The sequence below is a fragment of the Methylobacterium sp. Gmos1 genome, from assembly GCF_053764715.1.
The window spans coordinates 1-22202 of the sequence record NZ_JBSNCC010000029.1; the positions used below are offsets into that span (position 1 = coordinate 1).

Annotated in this window: 18 protein-coding genes, 1 tRNA gene and 1 rRNA gene; 14 read left to right on the plus strand and 6 right to left on the minus strand. The window is 72.0% G+C overall.

Annotated elements, in window-relative coordinates:
* Together rrf and ACS5PV_RS30075 are read left to right on the plus strand one after the other, a co-directional pair.
* Positions 1–107 (plus strand): 5S ribosomal RNA (gene rrf / locus ACS5PV_RS30070); the annotation flags it as partial.
* A 42-nt stretch (positions 108–149) separates the two neighbouring features.
* Positions 150–226 (plus strand) — tRNA-Met (locus ACS5PV_RS30075).
* 64 nt (positions 227–290) lie between these two features.
* Here ACS5PV_RS30075 and ACS5PV_RS30080 read toward each other — a convergent pair.
* The 5 genes from ACS5PV_RS30080 to ACS5PV_RS30100 all read right to left on the minus strand — a co-directional run bounded on the left by ACS5PV_RS30080 (position 291) and on the right by ACS5PV_RS30100 (position 4439).
* Positions 291–458 (minus strand): YqaE/Pmp3 family membrane protein, encoded by a 168-nt coding sequence (locus tag ACS5PV_RS30080; RefSeq protein WP_455399004.1) that lies wholly within the window; start codon positions 456–458, stop codon positions 291–293.
* A gap of 117 nt (positions 459–575) precedes the next feature.
* Positions 576–1550, minus strand: a complete 975-nt coding sequence (locus ACS5PV_RS30085) for an NADPH:quinone oxidoreductase family protein (RefSeq protein ID WP_455399005.1) — start codon at positions 1548–1550, stop codon at positions 576–578.
* A 97-nt stretch (positions 1551–1647) separates the two neighbouring features.
* Positions 1648–2220: a YbhB/YbcL family Raf kinase inhibitor-like protein gene (locus ACS5PV_RS30090; protein ID WP_455399006.1), complete on the minus strand. Its 573-nt coding sequence runs from the start codon at positions 2218–2220 to the stop codon at positions 1648–1650.
* A 60-nt stretch (positions 2221–2280) separates the two neighbouring features.
* Positions 2281–3030, minus strand: a complete 750-nt coding sequence (ubiG, locus tag ACS5PV_RS30095) for a bifunctional 2-polyprenyl-6-hydroxyphenol methylase/3-demethylubiquinol 3-O-methyltransferase UbiG (protein ID WP_455399007.1) — start codon at positions 3028–3030, stop codon at positions 2281–2283.
* Between the two features lie 71 nt (positions 3031–3101).
* Complete coding sequence (locus ACS5PV_RS30100; RefSeq protein ID WP_455399008.1) at positions 3102–4439, minus strand: glycerophosphodiester phosphodiesterase family protein; 1338 nt, start codon at positions 4437–4439, stop codon at positions 3102–3104.
* A gap of 178 nt (positions 4440–4617) precedes the next feature.
* On the opposite strand from ACS5PV_RS30100, the gene ACS5PV_RS30105 reads away from it, so the two are divergent.
* The 9 genes from ACS5PV_RS30105 to ACS5PV_RS30145 all read left to right on the plus strand — a co-directional run bounded on the left by ACS5PV_RS30105 (position 4618) and on the right by ACS5PV_RS30145 (position 16259).
* Complete coding sequence (locus ACS5PV_RS30105; RefSeq protein ID WP_455399009.1) at positions 4618–5853, plus strand: aspartate kinase; 1236 nt, start codon at positions 4618–4620, stop codon at positions 5851–5853.
* Positions 5854–6100: 247 nt separating this feature from the next.
* Positions 6101–8362, plus strand: a complete 2262-nt coding sequence (gene ptsP, locus ACS5PV_RS30110) for a phosphoenolpyruvate--protein phosphotransferase (protein ID WP_455399010.1) — start codon at positions 6101–6103, stop codon at positions 8360–8362.
* A gap of 502 nt (positions 8363–8864) precedes the next feature.
* Entirely contained in the window at positions 8865–9944 is a 1080-nt protein-coding gene (gene prfA / locus ACS5PV_RS30115) for a peptide chain release factor 1 (RefSeq protein ID WP_455399050.1), read from the plus strand.
* Positions 9945–9949: 5 nt separating this feature from the next.
* Entirely contained in the window at positions 9950–10807 is an 858-nt protein-coding gene (prmC, locus tag ACS5PV_RS30120; RefSeq protein ID WP_455399051.1) for a peptide chain release factor N(5)-glutamine methyltransferase, read from the plus strand.
* A 429-nt stretch (positions 10808–11236) separates the two neighbouring features.
* A complete protein-coding gene (locus ACS5PV_RS30125) occupies positions 11237–12271 on the plus strand; it encodes a DUF4167 domain-containing protein (protein WP_455399011.1) in 1035 nt (344 codons plus the stop codon).
* Between the two features lie 184 nt (positions 12272–12455).
* The gene (locus tag ACS5PV_RS30130) at positions 12456–13373 is read left to right on the plus strand and encodes an SDR family NAD(P)-dependent oxidoreductase (RefSeq protein ID WP_455399012.1); all 918 of its coding nucleotides are present in this window, start codon (positions 12456–12458) and stop codon (positions 13371–13373) included.
* 251 nt (positions 13374–13624) lie between these two features.
* A complete protein-coding gene (gene zwf / locus ACS5PV_RS30135) occupies positions 13625–15100 on the plus strand; it encodes a glucose-6-phosphate dehydrogenase (RefSeq protein WP_455399013.1) in 1476 nt (491 codons plus the stop codon).
* Between the two features lie 250 nt (positions 15101–15350).
* Positions 15351–16013 (plus strand): invasion associated locus B family protein, encoded by a 663-nt coding sequence (locus ACS5PV_RS30140; RefSeq protein WP_455399014.1) that lies wholly within the window; start codon positions 15351–15353, stop codon positions 16011–16013.
* A 42-nt stretch (positions 16014–16055) separates the two neighbouring features.
* Positions 16056–16259: a hypothetical protein gene (locus ACS5PV_RS30145; RefSeq protein WP_455399015.1), complete on the plus strand. Its 204-nt coding sequence runs from the start codon at positions 16056–16058 to the stop codon at positions 16257–16259.
* Between the two features lie 237 nt (positions 16260–16496).
* Here the strand turns inward: ACS5PV_RS30145 and ACS5PV_RS30150 are convergent, their stop codons facing one another.
* On the minus strand, positions 16497–17879 hold the full coding sequence (locus tag ACS5PV_RS30150; protein WP_455399016.1) for a class II 3-deoxy-7-phosphoheptulonate synthase: 1383 nt from the start codon (positions 17877–17879) through the stop codon (positions 16497–16499).
* A gap of 330 nt (positions 17880–18209) precedes the next feature.
* Between ACS5PV_RS30150 and ACS5PV_RS30155 the strand changes: the two genes are divergently transcribed.
* From ACS5PV_RS30155 to ACS5PV_RS30165, 3 genes are all read left to right on the plus strand, one after another.
* Positions 18210–20045 (plus strand): adenylate/guanylate cyclase domain-containing protein, encoded by a 1836-nt coding sequence (locus tag ACS5PV_RS30155; RefSeq protein WP_455399017.1) that lies wholly within the window; start codon positions 18210–18212, stop codon positions 20043–20045.
* Between the two features lie 89 nt (positions 20046–20134).
* Complete coding sequence (locus ACS5PV_RS30160; RefSeq protein ID WP_455399018.1) at positions 20135–21160, plus strand: phosphatase PAP2 family protein; 1026 nt, start codon at positions 20135–20137, stop codon at positions 21158–21160.
* Positions 21161–21177: 17 nt separating this feature from the next.
* Entirely contained in the window at positions 21178–22197 is a 1020-nt protein-coding gene (locus ACS5PV_RS30165; protein WP_455399019.1) for a G1 family glutamic endopeptidase, read from the plus strand.
* Positions 22198–22202 lie beyond the last annotated feature (5 nt).

A 22202-nucleotide genomic window follows, 5' to 3' on the forward strand; every position in this document is an offset into this window, starting at 1 on the left:
CAGAGCGGGGTGTCTCAAACCCGATCCCATCTCGAACTCGGCCGTTAACCGCCCCAGCGCCTATGGTACTGTGTCTCAAGACACGGGAGAGTCGGTCACCGCCAGACCTGCCAAGCACGTCACGTTCCCTCATCGCGACAACACCCTGGCGCGGGGTGGAGCAGCCCGGTAGCTCGTCAGGCTCATAACCTGAAGGTCACAGGTTCAAATCCTGTCCCCGCAACCAACCATCAAAAACCCCGCGAGGCTCACGCCTCACGGGGTTTTTGCCGTCCTGATGCTCGTGCCGGTCAGTAGTTGCGGCGCGTCACCACCCAGATGGCGTGGATCAGGCCAGGGATGTAGCCGAACAGCGTCAGCACCACGTTCAGGATGAACTGCAGGCCGAACCCGGCGGTGAACAGCACGCCGAGCGGCGGGATCACGACGAGCAGGATGATGCGGATGATGTCGCCCACGGTGTCTCCGTCCTGACGCTTGGGAATCGAAAGCTGTGCTGTGAACGGCGTGGCCCGCGAACTGTTCCCGCCCGGACGGCGAAACCCCTCCCGCACCGCGTGCGGGAGGGGAGGGGATCAGGGCCGCAGCAGCACCTTCCCCATCGCCTCGCGGCGCGCCAGGATGCCGAGGGCGGACGCTGCCTCTTCCAGCGGGTAGACGCCGTGCACCTTCGCGGAGAGCCGCCCCTCGCTCACCAGCGCCAGCAGGCGGGCCTGGTTGGCGGCGTGGCCCGCGGGCTCGCGCTTGAGGAAGGCGCCCCAGAATACGCCCTGGATGTCGATGCCCTTCAGGAGCGCCAGGTTCAGCGGGATCTTCGGGATCTCGCCGGCCGCGAAGCCGACGACCAGGAAGCGGCCCTTCCAGTTGAGCGAGCGGAGCGCCGGCTCGGAATAGGCGCCGCCGACCGGATCGTAGACGACGTCGATCCCCGCGTCCCCGCCAAGCCGCTTGAGCCCATCGCGAAGCGGTTCCTGGCTGTAGTCGAGGGTGAGGTCGGCGCCGTGCGCCTTGGCGAGGTCGAGTTTTTCCGCCGAGGAGGCGCAGGCGATCACCCGAGCGCCCATCGCGTGGCCGAGCTCCACTGCCGCGAGCCCGACGCCGCCGGTCGCGCCGAGCACCGCCAGGGTCTCGCCGGCTTTCAGCCCGGCCCGGTCCTGGAGGGCGTGCAGCGAGGTGCCGTAGGTGACCGAGAGACCCGCCGCCTGCTCGTCGCTGACGCCCGCCGGGACCCGGGTCAGGCCGGAGACCGGGGCGACGACCCGCTCGCGGCAGGCGCCGTAGCCGAGATGCACGATGACGCGCTCGCCGACCCGGAACGCCTCGGCGCCGGGCCCCAGCGCCTCGATCACCCCGCAGGCCTCGGCGCCGGGCGAGAATGGCAGCTCCGGCTTCACCTGGTAGCGGCCGGCGATGATCAGCGTGTCGAAGAAGTTGAGCGCCGCGACCGTCACCCGTACCAGGGCCTCGCCCGGGCCGGGCACCGGATCCGGCACCTCCTCGATCACCAGGTCCTCCGGGCCGCCGAGCGCCTTGCACAGGAGCGCCTTCATGCCATCGATCCTCCCCGCCGCACGCCGGCGGCCTGGCAGCGAGTGGTGAGCCAGGCCGGGGCCGCTGGCAAGCCGGGACCTTCGCGAGACCCGGCCGTCAGCGCCGCTCGTAGGTGCCGACGAGCAAGCCCTTGGCCAGGACGTGGCCGTGCATGGCCTCCAGCAGGGCGCCGCGGCCGGGAACGCCGTCGAGCCCGAGATGCCGGTTGAGGGCGTAGACCTGGAACAGGTAGCGGTGCGGGCCGTGGCCGGTCGGTGGATCGGGCGGCAGGTAGCCGGCCTTGAGGAAGGTGTTCTTGCCGACCTCCCCGACCGTGCCGTCGGAGCCGGGGCTCGCCAGCGCGCCCTCGGGCAGGCCGCCGCTCGCCGGGTCGAGGTCCCAGGCGATGGCGTGGACGATCGGCCTCGGCGTCGGGCTGTCGGCGTCCTCCACCAGGAGCACCAGGGCGGCCGTGCCGGCGGGAAACCCGCTCCAGGCGAGCGGCGGCGAGAGCTTTTCCCCGTCTTGCGTGAAGCGGGCCGGCATCGGGGCGCCGTCGGCAAAGGCCGGGCTCGTCACCCGGAGGGCGGCGGGCGCGGTCTCAAACTCGGCGTGGTACGCGGTTTTGTCAGGGCCGGCCCGCAGGCCCGACATCGCCTCGCCGACCGCGTGGGGAATCTTTTCCAGCATGGACCCGTCTCCTCGTCTCGTCTCGCGGACAAACCGGGGAGGCGGGTCGGGGTTGCTTCGTCAGGGCCGCGGTTTCTCGGCCGCGATCATGTAGTTCACCGCCGTGTCGCGGGCGGTGCCCCAGCGGTTGGTGAGCGGGTTGAAGACGACGCCCGTCGTGTCGGTGAGCACCAGGCCGCCGGCCTCGACGGCGTCGCGCAGCTCGTCCGGGGTGACGAACTTGTCCCAGTCGTGGGTCCCCTTCGGCAGCCAGTTCAGGACGTATTCCGCCCCCACGATGGCCAGAGCGAAGGAGCGCATCGTCCGGTTGATCGTCGCGGCGAAGAACAGGCCGCCGGGCTTCACAGCATGGCAGGCGGTGCGCACGAAGGCCGGCATGTCGGTGACGTGCTCGACCACCTCCATCGCGCAGACCACGTCGAAGCGCTCGCCCGCCGCCACCACGTCCTCGATCGTCTCGGCCCGGTAGCGCACCGGCACGCCGGCCTCGTCGGCATGGGCTTGGGCGATCTTCACGTTCGTCACCGCCGGGTCGAGGCCGGTGACCTCGGCGCCGAGGCGCGCCAGGGGCTCCGACAGGACGCCGCCGCCGCAGCCGACATCGACGAGGCTCAAGGACGACAGCGGGGACGGCGCCCGTGGGTCACGGCCGAAATGCCGGCAGACCGTGTCGCGGATGTAGGTCAGGCGCACCGGGTTGAAGCGGTGCAGCACCCGCATCGGCCCGGCCTCGTCCCACCAGGTCGCGGCCAGGCGATCGAAGCGGGCGACCTCGTCGCGGTCGATCGAGGGTGCGGTTGGGTCGCTCATGCGCGGGAGGCTCCAGGCTGTCGACCGACGCAGGTAGCGCATCGGGCGGCCGGCACCAACCGAGCGGGCGCTCACTTCGCCGCCGCACCCCGCAGGAAGTCGGCCCGCGCCGCAGCCGCGGTGTGGGCGAAGTCGCTGAACACGCCGTCGACCCCGAGCCGGAAGAACGCGAGATACTCCGCCACCGGGTCGCCGTCGTAATCCGCCGCCAGGTAGCGCGGCTCGTTGCGGAAGGTGTAGACGTGGACGAACAATCCCGCCCGGTGCGCGTCGGCGACGAGGCGGGTCGCCGGCCCGGTCCGCGCCTTCGCGGTCGTCCCCTTGAACGGCGTGCCGTCGGGGTTGCGCCCGGGCCACGGATCGGTGCGCAGCGGCAGGACCTGGGGCTTCCAGGGACCGATCCCGTCGGCGTAGGTCCTGATCTCGGCCAGCCCCTCCGGCGTCAGCATGGCGTCGAACCGGCGCGGGTCGCCGGCCAGGACCCAGTCGAACGGGCGGCCCTCGGTGACGCCCTCGTACAGCATCGCGCCGGTGCGATAGTCGATGCCCGAGGCGCCGACGAGCTGCACCCGCCGCGTCTTCAGCCCGTGCGCCGCGAGGTAGCGCAAGCTGCCTGGCTCGAAGCTCTGGACGAGGATCGGCGCGTCGGCGGCGTTGAGGCCGTTGGCCTCGATCACCCGCAGCACGGCGTCCTCGAACGGGCGCTCGCCCGGGCAGCCGTTGGCCCGCGCCTGCGCGTTGTTCCAGGTCGGGTTCTTCGTCTCCGGATAGACGGCGATCGGCCGGCCGGCACGGGCGCCCTTGCGCCTGGCGAGGTCGACGATCTCCTGGAAGCTCAGGATCGCGAACTTGCCGTTGAGGAGCCTCGGGCGCTCGTCCGCGGCGTCGTAGGTCGTGCCCGCGAGCCAGTCCTTCAGCTCCGCCAGGGTAAAGTCGCTGATCGCCCAGTCGCCGGTGTGGTCCTCGCCGTCGACCACCAGGGAGCGCAAGACCGAGGACGGGTCGGCGGGATCGGTGAGGTCGGTCAGGTAGGACGGCCCCGGGCCCGCGACCACGCGGCCCGGTACCGTGCGGCGGCGGCGCGCCACCTCGGGATTCGTCCGTGCGACCTGCGCGACAGTGGTGTTGTCGCTGAGCCAGGGATTGTGTCGGGCGACCGGCACGCAATCCTTCGTCAGGTGCAGGTCCATCTCCAGCATGTCAGCGCCGAGATCGGCGGCGAGTTCGTAGGCCGGCTCGGTCTCCTCCGGGGCGAGGCCGGAGAGACCGCGATGGGCGATCACCGCCGGCGGCTTGCCGTCGAGGGTCGGGAGGTCCGCCGCCAGTGACGGGGCGACCGGCGGGAGGGCGGCGAGAAGCAGGGCGACACCGGAGAGCCGGAGCGCCCGGGGGATGAAACGAACTGTCATGGCGTCTCCCATGGTGGCTCCGGCCGCGGCGCGGCCAGCATGCGGACGCGAGATGACGGAGCCGTGACCGGCACCCGGCGCGCCGCTCGCAATTGACACCGCCCCGGCCCGCTTGTACCCGCCGGACGCCCGCGGCATTGCGCTGCGGCACAAGACAGGTTTGTTCGATCGGATCCCCATGCCCCGCCTGGTGATGAAATTCGGCGGCACCTCCGTCGCCACGGTCGACCGCATCCGCAACGTCGCCCGCCACGTCGCCCGCGAGGTGCGGGCCGGCTACGAGGTCGCGGTCGTCGTCTCGGCGATGTCCGGCAAGACCAACGAGCTGGTGGCCTGGTGCAAGGACGCCTCGGCCCTCTACGCCCAGTCCGAGTACGACGCGGTCGTCGCCTCGGGTGAGCAGGTCACGTCGGGGCTGCTCGCCATCGTGCTCAACGAGATGGGCCTCAAGGCCCGCTCGTGGCAGGGCTGGCAGATCCCGATCGAGACCTCCGACCAGCACGGCTCGGCCCGCATCCAGAACATCGACGGCGCCCGCCTCGATGCCGCCTTCCGGCGCGGCGAGGTCGCGGTGATCGCCGGCTTCCAGGGCATCCACGCCGAGACCGGTCGCCTGACCACCCTCGGGCGCGGCGGCTCGGATACCAGCGCGGTCGCGGTCGCGGCGGCGATCGGCGCCGAGCGCTGCGACATCTACACCGACGTCGACGGCGTCTACACCACCGACCCGCGGGTGGTGCCGAAGGCCCAGCGCCTCGAGAAGGTGGCCTTCGAGGAGATGCTCGAGATGGCCTCCCTCGGGGCCAAGGTGCTCCAGGTGCGCTCGGTCGAGCTCGCCATGGTGCACCGGGTGCCGACCACCGTGCGCTCCTCCTTCGACGACCCCGACGACGCCCGCCCCGGCACCCTCATCTGCGACGAGGACGATATCGTGGAACAGCAGATCATCACGGGCATCGCCTTCTCCAAGGACGAGGCCCAGATCACGCTTCGCCGGGTGAAGGACAAGCCCGGCATCGCCGCCGCCATCTTCGGCCCGCTGGCCGACGCCAACATCAACGTCGACATGATCATCCAGGTCGTGTCGGGCGATGGCGCGGCCACCGACATGACCTTCACGGTGCCGGCGGCAGATTACGAGCGCGCCCGCACGATCCTCGACGCGCAGCGCCACGCGGTCGAGTTCGAGCGCATCGAGGGCGCCACCGACGTGGTCAAGGTCTCGGCGATCGGCGTCGGGATGCGCAGCCATGCCGGCGTCGCCGCCAAGGCGTTCCGGGCGCTGGCCGAGAAGGGCATCAACATCCGGGCGATCACCACCTCGGAGATCAAGTTCTCGGTGCTGATCGACGCCGCCTATACCGAGCTGGCGGTGCGCACGCTCCACTCGCTCTACGGCCTCGACAAGGCCTGACCTTCGGCCCGGCGCCCTTCGCGCCGGAACGGCCCGGCCGAGAGACACCCCGCCCGCGACGCTCCGCGGGCGGGGTTTTCCTTTGCGGAGGGTCACGTTGGCGCCGCTTCCCCGGAAAGGTCGCTTGCCCGCCGGGCGCCGGACTCGCTATACGGCGATGACGGGGCCGATGCGTCAGGCCCGCGCGGTCGGGCCCGAGGGTTGCATCGCGTCGGGTCCGGCTCGCTAGAGGGTGGAACACGAGACGATGCCCGCAGCGCCTGGAGGCCCGCGCCTGCTACTGCGCCGCCTTCGCGAGGCCATGGCGGAGCCCGTCGGCCCGCAGGCGCGCCTCGACCGCATCGTCGTGCTGATCGCGTCCAACATGGTCGCGGAGGTCTGCTCGGTCTACGTCCTGCGCGACGACGGCAACCTCGAGCTCTTCGCCACCGAAGGCCTCAACCGCGAGGCGGTGCACCTCACCACGATGCGGGCGGACGAGGGCCTGGTCGGCCTGATCGCCGCCACCGCCGAGCCGCTGTCGCTCTCCGACGCCCAGTCGCACCCGGCCTTCTCGTACCGGCCGGAGACCGGCGAGGAGGTCTACCACGCCTTCCTCGGCGTGCCGCTCCTGCGCGCCGGCAACACGCTCGGCGTCCTGGTGGTGCAGAACCGCACCTACCGGGTCTATTCCGAGGAGGAGATCGAGGCGCTCCAGACCACCGCCATGGTGCTCGCCGAGATGATCGCCTCGGGCGAGCTCCAGGCGCTGTCGCCCGGCACCGTCAGCGCCTCGCGCCGGGCGCTGAGCCAGTGCGGCGTGGCGCTCGCCGACGGCGTGGGCCTCGGCCACGTCGTGCTGCACGAGCCGCGCATCGTGGTGCGCAACCTGATCGCCGAGAACGTCGAGCGCGAGGCCACGCGCCTCGACACCGCCATCGCCGAGGTGCGCGCGGCCATCGACGACCTCGTCGAGCGCGGCGACGTCGCGGGCGCCGGCGAGCACCGCGAGGTGCTCGAGACGGTGCGGATGTTCGCCCACGACCAGGGCTGGCTCCGGCGGATGCGCGAGGCGGTGCTGTCGGGCCTCACCGCGGAGGCCGCGGTGGAGCGGGTGCAGTCGGACAACCGCGCCCGGATGCTGCGCCAGAGCGACCCCTACCTGCGCGAGCGCCTGCACGACCTCGACGACCTCGCCAACCGGCTCCTGCGCCAGCTCGTCGGCCACCCGATGGTCGGCCAGGACGCGATGCCGGAGAACGCCATCCTGGTGGCCCGCTCGATGGGCCCGGCGGCGCTCCTCGACTACGACCGCGCCCGCCTGCGCGGCGTGGTGCTGGAGGAGGGCGGGCCGACGAGCCACATCGCCATCGTGGCTCGCGCCCTGGGCATTCCCGCGGTGGGCGAGGTGGCAAACGCCACGGCTTTGGTCGAGACCGGCGACGCCATCATCGTCGACGGCGGCACCGGCGAGATCCAGATCCGGCCCGGGCCCGAGATCGAGGCGGCCTATGCCGAGAAGGCGCGCCTGCGCGCCCGACGCCAGGAGCAGTACCGCTCCCTGCGCGACGTGCCGGCGGTCACCCGCGACGGCGTCGCGGTCGGGCTCCAGCTCAATGCGGGTCTCATCGTCGACCTGTCGCACCTGCACGAGACCGGCGCGGAGGGTGTCGGGCTGTTTCGCACCGAGTTGCAGTTCATGGTCGCCGAGCGGATGCCGACGGCGGCCGAGCAGCAGGTTCTCTACGAGGCGGTGTTCGACGCCGTCGGCGATTTGCCGGTGACGATCCGCACCCTCGATATCGGCGGCGACAAGGTGCTGCCCTACATGAAGGCGCTGGAGGAGGAGAACCCGGCCCTGGGCTGGCGGGCGATCCGCATCGGCCTCGATCGGCCCGGCCTCCTGCGGATGCAGCTGCGCGCGCTCCTCAAGGCCGCCCGCGGGCGACCGCTCAAGATCATGTTCCCGATGGTCGCCACCGTCGACGAGTTCGTCCAGGCGCGTGCCATCGTCGAGCGCGAGAAGGCGCATCTGACCCGCCACGGCCACCCGCTGCCGGCCGATTGCCGCCTCGGCGTGATGGTCGAGGTGCCCTCGCTGCTGTTCCAGATGGACGAGATCGCGGCGGAAGCCGACTTCCTCTCCGTCGGCTCGAACGACCTGATGCAGTTCCTGTTCGCGGTCGACCGCGAGAACCGCCAGGTCGCCAACCGCTTCGATCCCTTGAGCGCCGCGGCGCTCCGCGCCTTCCGGCTGATCGCCGAGCGCGCCAACGCCGCCGGCACCCCGGCGACGGTCTGCGGCGAGATCGGCGGGCGGCCGCTCGAGGCGATGGCGCTGATCGGGCTGGGTTTCCGCGCCCTCTCGATGTCCCCGGCCTCGATCGGGCCGGTCAAGGCGATGGTGCTAGGGATCGAGGCCGGGGCCGTCGCGGCCTTCCTGGAGCAGGAGCTGGCGCGGACCAAGGACGGGGCGTCTTTGCGCCCGGCGCTGGCGGCCTTCGCGGAAGAGCACGGCGTGCCGATCTGACGGGCACGCCCCGATCTCCGGGGATTTGCGGAAATCGGTAACCGCGCCGTGCGATCACCATGACGTTGGGAAAGACCCTCTCCGGTTGCGAAGGCCCTGTGGCATGCGGGGCTTGCGGCGGAGTCCGCCGGCCGCCGCCTTTCGAGCTGGCGCAAGACCGGAGAGGGGGTGAGAGATGTGAACGGCTGGCCGTTCGTGACGATCACCGTCATGAAGCGCCCGACCGGATGGGTATTCACCATCACGATCGGGCTTGTGTAATGACTTCCACCTGACAAGAGGGGTCGCGGGCTGCCACCCGCGGCTCCTCACCTTGGAAGATAAGACGGGCGACCCGATCCGCAAAGGGCCTCGCGCGTCCGCGAGCCTGCCATCGGGCCCTTGTCCACGCCTGCGCCGACTCCCCAACCACCACAGACCTGCTATACGCGACCCCATCTCCGGCACCGGGCGCGGGCCGCCCCGGATGGACCGGCTCGTCGTCAATGGCCATATCCCGTTCATGATCGCGATCCCGTCCGACCGTCTCGACGCCATCCTGGCCCGCCACGACATCGTCACCGCCACCCTCAGCGCCGGCGAGAACGACGCGGAGAGCTTCGTGCAGCTCTCGCGAGAGCTCTCCGACCTCGACTCCGTGGTCGAGGCGATCCACGCCTTCCGGGCCGCCGAGACGGCGCTCCGCGGCGTCGAGGAGATGATTGAGGAGGGCGACCCCGAGATGCGGGCGCTCGCGGCGGAAGAGAAGCCGGAGGCCGAGGCCGCCCGCGACGCCGCGGCGCGCGCGCTCCAGCTCCTGCTCCTGCCCAAGGACGCCGCCGACGAGAAGAGCGCGATCCTCGAGGTGCGCGCCGGCACCGGCGGTGACGAGGCGGCGCTCTTCGCCGGCGACCTCTTCCGGATGTACTCGCGCTACGCCGACCTGAAGGGCTGGCGGGTCGAGGTCATCTCCGAGAGCCCCGGGACGATGGGCGGCTATCGCGAGGTCGTGGCCGAGGTGAAGGGGCGGGGCGTCTTCGCCCGACTGAAGTTCGAGAGCGGCGCCCACCGGGTGCAGCGCGTGCCCGACACCGAGACGCAGGGGCGCATCCACACCTCCGCCGCCACCGTGGCGGTGCTGCCGGAGGCCGAGGAGGTCGACATCCAGGTCAACGAATCCGACCTGAAGATCGATACGATGCGGGCGCAGGGAGCGGGCGGCCAGCACGTCAACAAGACCGAATCGGCGATCCGCATCACCCACGTGCCGAGCGGCATCGTGATCTTCGTCCAGGAAGAGCGCTCGCAGCACAAGAACCGGGCCCGCGCGATGGCGCTCCTTCGCGCCAAGCTCTACGACCAGGAGCGCAGCCAGAAGGACGCCGCCCGCGCCGCCGACCGCAAGTCGCAGGTCGGCAGCGGCGACCGCTCGGAGCGGATCCGCACCTACAACTTCCCGCAAGGCCGGGTGACCGACCACCGCATCAACCTGACCCTCTACAAGCTGGAGGAGGTGATCGCCGGCACCGCCCTCGACGAGGTGGTGGACGCGCTGATCACCGAGCACCAGGCGGCCCTGCTCGCCGCCGAGGGGATGGCGTGACCGGGATCACCCCGGAGACGACCCGGATCGCCGCCCGGGCCCGGGCCGCGGACGCGCTTGCCGCCCGCGGGATCGAGACTGCCGCCCTCGATTCCCGCATCCTGGTCGAGGAGGCGTTGGGCGTCACCGCAACCGACCTCGCCCTGCGCGGCGACGTGCCTGTGGGGGAGGAGGGCGCCGGACGCCTCGACGCCTTTCTCGCCCGCCGCGCGGCCGGCGAGCCGGTGGCGCGGATCATCGGCGCCTGGGAGTTCTGGGGATTACCGTTCGGGCTCTCGCCCGAGACCCTGGTGCCGCGCCCCGACACCGAGACCCTGGTCGAGGCGGCGCTTGCTCTGAAGCCCGAGGGCCCGCACCGCATCGCCGATCTCGGCACCGGCTCGGGCTGCATCCTGGTCGCCCTGCTCACCGAGTGGCCGCGCGCCTTCGGCCTCGGCCTCGACCGGTCGACCGGGGCGCTGCGCACCGCCCGGGCCAACGCCGCCCGCAACGGCGTGGCGGAGCGTGCCGCCTTCGCGGCCGGGGACTGGGCCGCCCCGCTCGCCGGCCCGTTCGACCTCGTGGTGGCGAACCCGCCCTACATCGCGAGCGCGGTCATCGCCGGCTTGTCGGGCGAGGTGCGCGACCACGATCCCCGCCTCGCCCTCGACGGCGGCCCCGACGGGCTCGATGCCTACCGCGCCATCCTCGCAGAGGTACCGCGGATCCTCGCGCCTGGCGGGCATCTCCTGGTCGAGATCGGCTACGACCAGGAGGAGAGCCTGCGCCGCCTCGCCGCCGCCCACGACCTCGCCGCAGAGGTGCGGCGCGACCTCGCCGGGCACCCGCGGGTGGTCGCCATGACGGCGGCCACCGGGTCCTGACGGGGATTCGCGAGGGTGATTCTTGAGGTTCCTGTGGCCTTTGTGCAGAAAATCGGCGCGAGGTGACTTGGCGCCGCCGGTCGAACCCGCTAACGTCGCGGGGCAGATCGTGAACGGTCCGGACACCACAGCCAGGCTCAGTTCTCAGGCGCGACATCGAGCGCGGACCTTTGGACGATCTTCCACCACCGGGCAGACCAATGAGCGCGTAGGCGGTCCGGTGCCCCGCATCTGTGGATCGACGGTGGCCGGACCGTGAGACGGACCGCGGTCGCACAGGGCAAGGCGGACATCGCTGGGGAGACGGAACGCGGCCCGGCAGAGGCCGCCCGGCTCCGCGGACGACGACCCGCCGCGCGCGAAAGTCCCGCCCTTCAAGTCGTCGAAGAGGGTCAGTCGAGGCCGATGAGACCGAACCAGAACAGGCGTATGCGTGGCCGCAACCGCAGCAACAACAAGGGGCCGAACCCGCTGACCCGGGCCTACGAGTCGAACGGCCCCGACGTGAAGATCCGCGGCACCGCCCAGCACATCGCCGAGAAGTACGCCCAGCTCGCCCGCGACGCCCAGGCGAGCGGCGATCCCGTGATGGCCGAGAACTACTTCCAGCACGGCGAGCACTATTTCCGCATCATCGCCGCCGCGAACGAGCAGTACCGCCAGCAATACGGCGGCACCTACGGCCGCCAGGGCTACGACGACGAGGATGACGGCGACGACGAGGGCGCGCCGACCAACGGCTACCAGGGCCAGGACCGCGGCCACAACGAGCGCGGCGCCAACGGCTACGCCCAGTCCGGCTACGGCGCCGCCGACGATTACGGCGATCCCGGCCAGCAGCCGCAGCCCTACGACAATCGCGGCGACGATCGCCCGTCCCGCTTCGACCGGCAGGATCACCAGCGTCAGGATCAGCCGCGCCAGGATCAGCAGCGGCAGGACCGGCCCGACCGGCAGGAGCGCCGCGAGCGCTTCCAGAACCGCCAGGAGCGCCAGCAGCGCGAGCGCCAGGAACGCACCGAGCAGCGTACCGAGCAGCGCGCCGAGCGCCAGGATCGTCCCGAGCGGCAGGATCCCTCCCGAGCCGAGCAGCCGCGTCAAGAGGCGCGCCAGGAGCCGGTTCGTCAGGAGCCTGTGCGCCAGGACGGCTACCGCGAGGGCGGCCGCTCGGAGTTCCGCCGCGAGCGCCGCCGCGAGGAGCCCCGCTCCGAGCCGGTCCTCGCCGCCGACGAGCCGACCGGCCTGCCGGCCTTCTTGACCACCCCGGTGCGTCCCGTGGCCTCGACGCCGGCCCCGGTCGAGGAGGCGCCCCCGGCGCCCCCCGCCACGCCGGTCGAGGCGGAGGGCGATGCCCCGGCGCCGCGTCCGCGCCGCCGCCGCCGCACCCGGTTCGAGGGGACCGAGGGCGGGGGCGAGCCCTCCGGCGAGCTTTTCCCGAAGCCTGCCGACTCGTCGGGCGAGTAAGCCTCCCGAGCGACACTTCGCCCGGCCTCCGCTCGCCGGAGGCCGGGCGTGACCGTCCGGCGTCATGGCCGTCATGCCATCGGACCATGCCGTCGAACGATTTTTGCGCCGCCGCACGTGGCGTTTCCCGCGCGGCCACCTACCTGCCGCCCTGACACGAATTTCTCGTCAGGCGGAGCGCACCATGACCCACCACCCCGCACTCGCGAAGGGCCGCGTCGCCGTCGTCACCGGCGCGGCGAGCGGCATCGGCCTCGCGGCGGCCACCGCCTTCGCCCGGGCGGGGATGCGAGTGGTGCTGGCCGACCTTCCCGGCGAGGCTCTCGAGCAGGCAGGTCGCACCGTGGCGGCTGCCGCGCCGGGGGGCGCCGGGGATGTCCGCGCGGTGCCGACCGACGTGACGAAGCCGGAGGCGCTGGACGCCTTGCGCCGCGAGGCCGAAGCCCTCGGCCCGGTCGCGCTGCTGATGGCGAATGCCGGCATCGAGGCCGGCGGGCGCTTCTCCTCCGACGCCGCGACCTGGCACCGCATCATCGACACCAACCTCTGGGGCGTCATCAACGCGCTCCAGGCCTTCGTGCCGGGGATGATCGAGGCCGGGGCGCCCGCGGCGGTGATCGTCACCGGCTCGAAGCAGGGCATCACCACGCCGCCCGGCAACACGCCCTACAACGTCAGCAAGGCGGGCGTGAAGGTGACGACCGAGGCCCTGAGCCACGAGCTGCGCGAGACGGGATCGCCCGTCACCGCCCACCTGCTGATCCCGGGCTTCGTCTATACCGGCCTCACCCGCGCCCGCGGCGCGACCGAGAAGCCGCCCGGCGCCTGGACGCCGGAACAGACCGTGGACCTGATGCTGGAGCGGATGGCGGCGGGCGACTTCTACATCCTGTGCCCGGACAACGAGACCACCCGGGAGATGGACGAGAAGCGGATGCGGTGGGCCGCCGACGACGTGATCCGCAACCGCCCGGCCCTGTCGCGCTGGCACCCCGACCACAAGGCGGCCTTCGCGGCGCATATGGAGGCGCCGCTCGCCGGGGGCAGCACCGGAGCCGACGAGGGCGTGAAGGAAGCCGCGGCGACGCCGGCTTCGTTCTGAATTCCGCGCTTTGGCTCGGCCGATCACGGCCCGGCCGATGTGATACGCTTCCGATCGGTCCGGGGCCGCATGTCGGCCCCGGGGGATAGCGAGGATGGGAGGACCGCCCGCGAGAGGCGCGCGCTCCGCGCGATCGACGCGAGACCAGGCCGGGCGCACGCCACGTCCGCCAGACACAGCGGCCGGCCTCAAGCCCTCGCGAGACTCCCCTCGCGGGCCTCGGCCGGCACCAGCGGGAGACCCGTCACCCGATGCACAAGATCATCCCCGTCGCCCCCTTCGATGCCGTCGTGTTCGGCGCCACCGGCGACCTGACGATGCGCAAGCTGCTGCCGGCGCTGTACTATCGCTTCCGCGACCGGCAGATCCCGGAGCAGAGCCGCATCATCGCGGCGGCACGCAGCCGCCTCGGAACCGCCGAGTACCGCGACATCGCCGCCGCGGCGCTGGAGCGCCATGTGCCGGCGGCCGACCGCGACGCCGATACGGTGACCCGCTTCCTCGACCACCTGGCTTACGTAGCCGTGGACGGGGCCGGGGAGGCCGGCTGGGAGGACCTGGCGAACCTGCTCGCCGAGCATCCGGACCACGTGCGGCCCTACTACCTCGCCACCTCGCCGAGCCTGTACGGCGCGATCTGCCGCAACCTCAGCGCCCACGGTCTGATCGGCGAGCGCTCCCGCGTCGTGCTGGAGAAGCCGATCGGCCACGATCTCGCCTCGGCCCGCGCCATCAATGACCAGGTCGGCAAGGTCTTCCCCGAGAGCCAGATCTTCCGAATCGACCACTATCTCGGCAAGGAGACGGTGCAGAACCTGCTGGCGCTCCGCTTCGCCAACACGATCTTCGAGCGGCTGTGGAACGCCGACGTGATCGACCACGTGCAGATCACCGTGGCGGAGACGGTCGGGGTCGAGGGCCGCGGCGGCTACTACGACACGTCGGGCGCGCTGCGCGACATGCTCCAGAACCACATGCTCCAGCTTCTCTGCCTCCTCGGCATGGAGAGCCCGCTCTCGCTGGACGCCGACGCGGTGCGTGACGAGAAGCTGAAGGTGCTGCGGGCGTTGAAGCCGATTCCCGCCCACGAGGTGCCGCTGCGCACGGTGCGCGGCCAGTACGTCGCCGGCGCGGTCAACGGCCAGCCGGTGCCGGGCTACGCCTCCGATCTCGCCGAGGACCGCCAGAGCCTGACCGAGACCTTCGTGGCCCTGAAGCTGGAGCTGATGACGCCACGCTGGGCCGGGGTGCCGTTCTACCTGCGCACCGGCAAGCGGCTGCCCCAGAAGGTCTCCGAGATCGTGGTGCAGTTCCGTTCCTCGCCGTTCAGCATCTTCTCGGACGAGTTCGCCCGCGAGCCGAACCGCCTGGTGATCCGGCTCCAGCCGCAGGAGGGCATCAAGCTCGAGGTGATGACGAAGGAGCCGGGGCCTGGGGGCATGCGCCTGCGGGCGACGGGCCTCGACATCTCGTTCGAGGAGACCTTCAACCAGCGCTACCCGGACGCCTACGAGCGCCTGGTGATGGACGTGGTGCGCGGCAACGCGACCCTGTTCATGCGCCGCGACGAGGTCGAGGCGGCCTGGGCCTGGGCCGACACCCTGCTCAACGCCTGGGCCGACCGCCCGGAGCCGCCGCGCCCCTATCCGGCCGGCACCTGGGGCCCCACCGCGGCGATCGCCTTGATCGAGCGCGACGGCCGCACGTGGCACGAAGACATCGGCTGACGCCGATCCGGCACGAAGGCATCGGCTGACGCCGATCTGGCACGAAGATGTCGGCTGACATCGATGTCGCACGAGGATATCGGCCGCCGCCACGGCGGCCGATTGGAATAAATCCAATATATCTCAAGAGGATGACGGGAGCTTTGCGTCCGCAGCCGCTTTCCTTCCGGCGCTCCTGGCTCTAGAGGAGCCGCGAGACAAGAGCCTGCTTCGCGCCTCGAGGCGCGGACGGGCACCGAGGAATTGTGTCATGTCGTCCTGCCGTCCCGCCCTCGCCAGCCTGCTGGTTCTCAGCCTGTGCCTCGCCGGGCCTGTCCTCGCCCAGGAGGAGCCGGCGGGCGAGGCCCCCGCGGCCGAGGCCCCGGCCCACAAGCCCGCGCCGAAGCCGGCGCCCCGCCGTACCCCGCCGAAGCCCGCGCCGAAGGCCGAGGCGGCCCCCGCGCCGGCGGCAGCCCCGACGGGGGCCTGGCCCAACGGCGCGAGCGCGGTGAGCGAGGTCTATGGCGACTGGACCGTCAGCTGCACCCGCGAGAACGAGAAGCGCCAGTGCCAGCTCTCGCAGGCGCAAGGGGTGGCCCAGACCGGGCAGCGCCGCTTCAGCATCGAGCTCAACGCGCCCCAGGACGGGCGCAGCAACGGCCTCATGCTGATGCCGCTCGGCCTGTCGATCGATCCCGGCGTGACCTTCAAGCTCGACGATGCCACCCTCGGCAAGGGCGCGCCCTACACGTCCTGCGTCCAGGCCGGCTGCATCGTGCCGATCAGCTTCCCGACGATCGCCACCGACGCGATGAAGACCGCCGTGAACCTGCGCGTCACCGGCACCAAGCCCAACGGCGAGGCCGAGACCATCACGGTGCCGCTCGCCGGCTTCGCCGCGGCGCTCGCCCGGATGTCGCAGCTTTTGACCTGAGATCTTCACCGCCTGATGAGGGATCGGGCGCAAGCTTGCCGCATGAGCCTCGACACCGCCTCCCTCTCCGCCGGCGCCCTCACCCAGCAGGGCGCCGCCTTCGCCCAGCAGGTCGCGACCCTCGCGATGCGCCGCCAGATCGACGCCGAGCGCTCCGTCGCCGGCCTCGTGGCCGAGACGGCGAACACCGTCGCCAGCGTCCCCGCCCCTCCGGGGCAGGGGCAGGTGCTCGATGTGACGGTATGATACGAGGCCCGATCGATCGCTGCCGGGCCTCGGGTCGCACGCCCGCGCGGTGAAGCGCACCATTTCGCACGCCCGAGCCGGATCGATTCTCGCACCGCGACAGGGATCCCGCGGGAATTGCCGCGACCGAGCGGCGTGCCGGCTGCCGCACACGTCCGACACGAGAAGGCCCGGCAGGGGCGCCGCGGATGCCGCACCCCTCCCGGGCCTCATGTCATCTCGATGGTCCCGAGGAACCTACTCGGCCGCCTCGATCCGCGGGTGCTCGTGCTGCCGGCGCTCGCGCTTGACGAGATCGGCGGTCAGGAACGCCACCTCGAGCGCCTGCTCGGCGTTGAGGCGCGGGTCGCAATAGGTGTGATAGCGGTCGCGCAGGTCTTCCGCCGTCAGCGCCCGGGCGCCGCCGGTGCACTCGGTGACGTTCTTGCCCGTCATCTCGAGGTGGATGCCGCCGGCATGCGTCCCTTCGGCCTGGTGGATGTCGAAGAAGCCCTGGATCTCCTTCATCACCCGCTCGAACGGCCGGGTCTTGTAGCCGCTCGCCGTCACGGTGTTGCCGTGCATCGGGTCGCAGGACCACACCACCGTGCGGCCCTCGCGCTCCACCGCCCGGATCAGGCCCGGGAGGTGGTCGCCGACCTTGTCGGCGCCGAAGCGGCAGATCAGGGTCAGGCGGCCGGCCTCGTTGGTCGGGTTGAGCAGGTCGACGAGCCGGATCAGGTCGTCGGCCTTCAAGGACGGACCGCATTTGAGCCCGATCGGGTTCCTGATGCCGCGGGCGAACTCGATATGGGCGTGGTCGGCTTGGCGGGTGCGGTCGCCGATCCACAGCATGTGGCCGGACGTGGCGTACCAGTCGCCACTGGTCGAATCGACGCGGGTCAGGGCCTGCTCGTAGCCGAGCAGCAGGGCCTCGTGGCTGGTGTAGAAGTCGGTCTGGCGCACCTCCTGGTGCGTCTCCGGGTTGATGCCGATCGCCCGCATGAAGTCGAGGGTCTCGGTCATGCGCTGCGCCAGGTCGGCATAGGCCGAGGACTGGGGCGAGTCCTTGACGAAGCCGAGCATCCAGCGATGCGCGTTCTCGAGGTTGGCGTAGCCGCCGGTGGCGAAGGCGCGCAGCAGGTTAAGCGTCGCGGCCGACTGGCGGTAGGCCTCGGTCTGGCGATTCGGGTTCGGGACCCGCTCGGCCTCCGAGAAGCCGATGCCGTTGACGATGTCGCCGCGGTAGCTCGGCAGCGAGACGCCGTCGACGGTCTCGACCGGCGAGGAGCGGGGCTTGGCGAACTGCCCGGCGATGCGCCCGACCTTCACCACCGGCGAGCCGCCGGCGAAGGTGAGCACCAGCGCCATCTGGAGGAAGACGCGGAAGAAGTCGCGGATGTTGTCGGCGGAATGCTCGTCGAAGCTCTCGGCGCAGTCGCCGCCCTGGAGCAGGAAGGCCTCGCCCGCCGCGACCTTGGCCAGCCCCTGCTTCAGCTTGCGCGCCTCGCCGGCAAACACCAGCGGAGGAAAGCTCGCGAGCTGCCGCTCCACCGCCTCGAGGGAAGCGGAATCCGGATAATCCGGAACCTGCTGAATCGGCAGCCGCCGCCAGCTCGTGGGGGTCCAACGCTCGCTCATCGTCCTCTCCTCGCGCACCTCTTCGATAACCGGTCGGGTCGGTCGCGGAAGCCGGGCTTATAGGGGGATTTGGTCCGCGGCGCGAGGGTCTTGGCGCGTGTATCGTCGTCGCCCTCGGCCGGGTGCGACCTCGCGGTGCCGCATCGTCACCGCCCCCGGCGCACCGCCTCGCAGCCGCAACCGGCACAGGCAATCGGCACTGGACCTCACTATCAGTGCATGACAGTATTCGTGCCGGATCGGTGCTGCCATGATTGATATTCGTCAAAGCAGAGGCTCCGCCGCATTGGTGCGGATTGTTCGCACTTCGATCGTGCGGGGCGCGCCGCCATGAGGCGGAGCACGCGACCGGCCGAGCCGGTGGACGCCCCGCCCCCTCCCGTATTCCGGGATCGGGATGCCCTGACGCAAGACGTCCCGACGATCGAGCGCCACCTCGCGGCGATCCTGGTCGCCGACGTGGTCGGCTACACCCGGCTCAGCGAGATGGCCGAGGAGGCGACCCACCGCCGCCTGAAGGCCCTGCGCGCTGGGATCATCGACCCGCTGATCGCCGCAGGCGGCGGCCGGATCGTCAAGAACACCGGAGACGGCTTCATCGCGGTCTTCCCGGAGGCGGGCCCGGCCGCGGATTGCGCGCTTTGCCTTCAGCGCCGCATCGCGCAGGCGACGGAGGACGACCCCGCCGACGCGCGCCTGACCTTCCGGATGGGCGTCAACCTGGCGGAGATCATCGTCGAGGACGGCGACGTGTTCGGCGACGGCGTCAACGTCGCGGCCCGGCTTCAGGCCTATGCCGAGGCCGGCGACGTGATCGTCTCGGAGGCGGTGTTCGCCCGGGCGAGCGCGGCGGCGCGCGCGCTCGCGACCGATCTCGGGCCGCTGCCCTTGCGCAACCACGCCCGGCCGGTCCGGGTCTACGCCCTGCGCTCCGGGGCGGGCTCAGGCGCGCGCGCCGGCGAGTGCGCGCCGGGCGCCGAGGCGCGTGCCTCGATCGCGGTGCTGCCGTTCCGGGCCTGCGCGACCGACCGCCTGACGCTGGCCGACGGCTTCACCGACTGGATCGTGCGGGCGCTGTCGTCCCTGCGCGACCTGTTCGTGATCTCCCGCGGCTCGACCCTGGCCTATCGCCGCGGGCGCCCCGACCCGGCGGCGTTCGGCCGCCGCCTCGGCGTGCGCTACGTCATGGACGGGACGATCCAGCACCACGGCGACACCCTGCGGGTCTGCACCGCACTGATCGAGTGCGGCACCGGGGCGGTGGTCAGCGCCGACCATTACGAAGGCCTCGTCGGTCAGGTCTTCGCCCTCCAGGACGCCATCGCCCTCAAGCTGGTTCGGACCATCGCGCCGCACGTGCGCGAGCGCGAGTTGCAGCGCGCCCTGCGCAAGCACCCCGCGAGCCTGACGAGCTACGACCTGCTGCTCCAGGCGCTGGACCTGCTGCACCGGATGGATGCCGAGAGCTTCGCCCGGGCCGGCGGCCTCCTGCAGCAGGCGATCGCCCTCGACCCGTCCTACGCGCCGCCCTTCGCCTACGCGGCCTGGTGGCACGTCTTCCGGGTCGGCGAGATGGGCTCGCCCGATCCCGACGGCGACGGGCGGGCGGCGGCGGACCGGGCCCGCGCGGCGATCGAGCGGGACGGCAACGACCCCCTGGCGCTCGCGATCCACGGCCACGTCCAGGCCTATCTCCTGCGCGACGCGCGCACGGCGCGGCTCTTCCTCGACCGGGCGATCGAGGCGGGCCCGAGCCTCGCCATCGCCTGGACGATGAGCAGCGCCGCCCACGGCTTTGCCGGCGACGGCAGGCGGGCGGTCGCGCACGGCGAGACCGGCCAGCGCCTCGCGCCGAGCGACCCCTACACCTTCTGGCACGAGGGCCTGCTCGCCCAGGCCCATTACGTGGCTGGCGACTACGACGCCGCGGTCGCCTGGAGCCTGAGCGCGGTGGCGCGCAACCGTGCCATCCGCTTCACCCTGCGCACCCTGGCGGCGAGCCTGGCGGCGGCCGGCCGCCTCACCGAGGCGGCGGAGGCGGCCGGGGAGCTGATGCGCCTCCAGCCGGGCTTCCGGCTCGGGTCCTACGCGCCGCGCTGCCCCTTCGCCGACCCGGTCCGGGGGCGCTGGATCGGCCATCTGCACGCGGCGGGGCTGCCGGAGTGACGGGAGCGGCGCGTCCTCGCGGCGCCGGCCCGCGCCGGGAAGAACACGCACCGGGATGAAACGGGGGATGCGGATCGGGGAGGGGAGCGATGACCGGCAACACGGGCAACACGGGCAATACCGGGAACACCGGCAATACGGGTAACACCGGCAATGCCGGCATCAGCGGCGATGCCGGCGGCTGGTTCGTGCCGGACCGGCCGGACTTCCCGTTCTCCCTCGAGGTGACGCGGGAGGGGGCCGAGATCGGGACCTTCCGCCGCCCGGTCTTCATCCGCGACGAGACGCCGGCCGGCGCCTCGCGCCGGCGGATCGCCTTCCGCAGCCTGGACGACCCGGCAGGCCGCTCGCTCGCCTTCGAGGACCGCGCCTGGACCGGGCGCTGGTACGCCTACCGGGTGCTGCGGGACTTCGCCGCGACGGCGTGGGACACCGACGCCCTCCACGAGGCGATGGCGCAGATCCTCCTCGATCTGCGCGACGCTGAGAACGGCCAGGGTATCGAGATCGACACGCTGCTCGTGCTGGCGCGCGACGAGCGCTCCTCGGCGCTCGCCGAGATCCTGGCCCAGGACGTCGAGTTCATCACCGCTTTCATGGAGGCCCTGTCGATCACGCCGGCCTCGCATCCGCACACCTACCGGGTGCTGCACATCGCGAGCCTCGTCGGCTCCTTCGCGGCCCTGCGCTTCAAGGAGGAGTTCGCGCGGCCGCGCCCCTCCTTCCTCTGCCCGGCCCTGCTGCCGCCGGTGCCGGTGCCGGGGCACTCGTCCTTCCCGAGCGGCCACGCCACCCAGGCGCGCCTGATGGCGGCTTGCGTCGCCGGGACCCTGCGCCTCGCCGGCCTGCCTCACGCCGAGCGCCGCCCGGTCGACGAGACCCTGAAGGCCCTCGCCCGGCGCGTCGCCCGCAACCGCGAGATCGCCGGACTGCACTATCCGAGCGATTCGACCGCCGGTCGCCGCCTCGCCGACGCGGTCTTCGCGGTTCTGTCGGCCCATGACGGCGACGGCCTCAGCCGCGGGGAATACGCCCTGCCGCGCTTCGGGGAGGCGGTGATCGCCGCCGCCCGGGAACTCAACCCGGATCTCGTCCTGCCCTCGATCGGGCGCTGAGCGGAGGGCGGCGAGCGATGCCCCAGGATTCCGGCGACCGTGCAGGCGACCTGATTTCGTCCCTCGCCCTCCGGCCGCTCCCCCTGCCGCTCCCCCTGCCGCCGGCCGATCTCGACCTGGCCGAGGCCGGCCCGGATCTCCTCGATCTCCACGGCCTGCCGGCCCCGCGGCCCGAGGACGGCCCGGTGGCGCACGCCTTCCGCCGCGCCTTCCTGACATCGCCGCCGGGCCGGCGCCTGCGCTTCGTGGAGGCGCCGCGGCCGGCCGCGGCCCCGCGCGCCGCGGCGCCGGAATTCCTGATCGCGCGCAGCCACGCTTCCGTGCCGGCGCGCCGCAGCGTGAACTGGTCGGGGGCCTCGCTCACCGCGCTCCACGGGCGCAGCCTCGTCGGCGTGATGGCGCGCTGGCGGGTGCCGTCAGTGACCGGGGAGCCGGGCCGCCCGGCCCGCGCCTCGGCGTGGATCGGCCTCGACGGGCAGGGCGCCTACCGCAACGCCAGCCTGCCGCAGGTCGGCACGTTGCAGGCCTGGGACGGGGCCGACGCCCGTTACGAGACCTGGGTGCAATGGTGGGCGAAGGCCGAGGACAACGCGCCCCAACCGCTCGGGCTCGCGGTGGAGCCGGGCGACGTGGTGAGCGCGATCCTGACGGTCCGCGATCCCGCGACGGTGCGCGTCAACCTGAAGAACGAGAGCGCCGGCACGATGCTCCAGGCCTTCGACCTCGCGGCGCCGGGCGGGCGGCACGTCTCCGGCGCCAGCGCCGCGTGGATCCTGGAGCGGCCGAGCCCGCTCGGCTCGGACGGCTGGCACCCGTACCCCCTCGCCGCCTGCGGGTCACTCTCCTTCACGGACGGCCTGGCGCAGTCCCTAGGGCCGGGCGAGACGATGCTCGCCGAGCACGACCTCGCCCGCGCGAGCCTGATCCGCATGATCGCCCTCGACCGCGTCCCGGGTCATGCCCGCACGATCTCCTACCCGGTGCGGGTGCCGGGGGATCCGCGGGCGCTGACGGTGAGGGACGGGACGCCGTTCTGATGGGC